The sequence below is a fragment of the Ancylothrix sp. D3o genome (assembly GCF_025370775.1).
GTDB lineage: Bacteria > Cyanobacteriota > Cyanobacteriia > Cyanobacteriales > Oscillatoriaceae > Ancylothrix.
This window is the reverse complement of record NZ_JAMXEX010000112.1, coordinates 1-1,740: the sequence shown is the minus strand read 5'-3', so window position 1 is coordinate 1,740 and position 1,740 is coordinate 1. Positions and strand designations below refer to the sequence as shown.

Annotated in this window: 2 protein-coding genes; both read left to right on the top strand. The window is 39.9% G+C overall.

Annotation, left to right across the window (positions count from 1 at the left end; translation table 11 throughout):
* The first annotated feature begins 518 nt into the window (after positions 1-518).
* The gene (locus NG798_RS27560; RefSeq protein WP_261226916.1) at positions 519-731 is read left to right on the top strand and encodes a hypothetical protein; all 213 of its coding nucleotides are present in this window, start codon (positions 519-521) and stop codon (positions 729-731) included.
* Positions 732-1,024: 293 nt separating this feature from the next.
* Positions 1,025-1,740: hypothetical protein (locus NG798_RS27555; RefSeq protein ID WP_261226915.1), on the top strand; the 716-nt coding region annotated here is incomplete at its 3' end.

The window sequence follows — 1,740 nt, the reverse complement described above, 5'->3', positions numbered from 1 at the left end:
CAAATGTTACAACTTCGTTGTGCTTATCTTAATGGTCAACTAGCCTAAGCGGTCTTTTACAAAAACGGGATGCTCCCTCTACCAATCCCCATCGTTTGTTATTTCTGCGGTGGGGATGGAGTGCTCAGTTTGTAATTATTGAGGTGTTCACAATGACAATAAAAATTGAAAGAGACATTCACATTGGCTATCTCCGTGTGGTTCTGCGGATATCCTCATTTGAAAGTCGATTTCGGATTATGAGGAACCAGCAAAAAGCATTTGGTGTTGTCCATGTACCCACGAACACCTACCACGATTTCCTGTGCTTGATGAACGGGGGACAAAAACCAGTATGGCCGTCTTCATACTATTGGTTTCCTAGCAAAGAGCAAAAAGACCATTTTCTGTTTATAACCGGCCACCAACCAAAGAAATAACATCCTAAATCACGCCCGCTATTCCGTTGATGTAATCCCTCTTAGAGAAGTTGGCTTCCACCAAATCTTGACAATAAGAAAAGCAGACTGAGGAAATATATGAGCAGACCCGAACCTACATTCATTAGAACAAGCCAAGGCTTTATCAACCTAGCATTCGTAGCCCAAGTTGCTGAGCTAAAAAACCATGTGATTATTAAACTCGCTTGTAATGACAACGGTCAAGCAACAAATATTTGGCTAGATGGAGCCGAAGCACAAGCATTCATTGAAGAAATAGAACGCTACACAATTTCGTTAACCAATAGTTGAACAATTGAACCATTATCACCTACTAACATGACACCTCAAGAATTCTGTAAGATTGAAAATTTTAATGAGATGACCGTCAAAGAACTGAGGAACATTTGCCAATACTTCTCAAATAGTGCAGCAGATCACTACTACTTTGAAGGATGGAGCAAACTAAGAGATAAATACAGCTTAGTATGCTTCCTAGAACGCACCCAAAGGGTAATGAGAATAAATAAAGGGCTGGCTTAATCAAAAAAGGTCAGTCTTATCAAAAGGCTGCCCCCCCCCATTGAAAGCAATGAGAGAAGGCAATGAGAAAAGAAATTGACTTATTGGAAGAAACAAAAAGCCGTCATCCTGATGGCATAGTTGAAGGACGTCTTGTAACAGTAATAGATTGGGGTAGAGACTTTAAAAGCGCTGAAATGGTCGAAATGTTGAAGGAATATTGGGAGCATAAAAATGTTAACGACCTTTACATTATCAACCTGAAAGGGATAGATATTCTAATTCCCTCAGCAGCCAAAACATTAGTTGAGGCTTCATCAGTTCTAGGAGCATTATGGGAAAGACCTGTTGTTTTCACCAATGCCGAACCAGGGGTTAAGGAAAGCCTAGAAACTCAAGCAAACAGATTTAACCCAGCAATAAAACTGCTATGGGAAGACGAAATGGAGAAATCAAACCCTAGAAAGCTACAATGGAAAAACGAGGAAATTATCACTACCCTCACAGATGAAGAAGCCGCCAAATTTGTTGAATCTAAAGTTCACTCTGAATTTGCTAAAAGTTTAGTTAGCAAATTTAAAAACCAATCTCTAAGCACCGGCCAACTATTCTGGCTTCATAAATTAGCAGAACAAGCAGCCGCCATAAGTCAGCCAGTAGTGGTTGGTGGAGTATTTCAAGCTGTGACGAGCATGATGGAAAAAGCTTCAACCAAACTCCAAAAACCAAGGATTAGAATTCTGGCAGAAGAACAACAAGAGATTAAACTTTATCCTGCTGATTCTGATTCCAAATATGC

Bases quoted from the DNA above. Each gene is read 5' to 3' on its own strand.
- NG798_RS27560 (WP_261226916.1), top strand. From the start codon at position 519: ATGAGCAGACCCGAACCTACATTCATTAGAACAAGCCAAGGCTTTATC.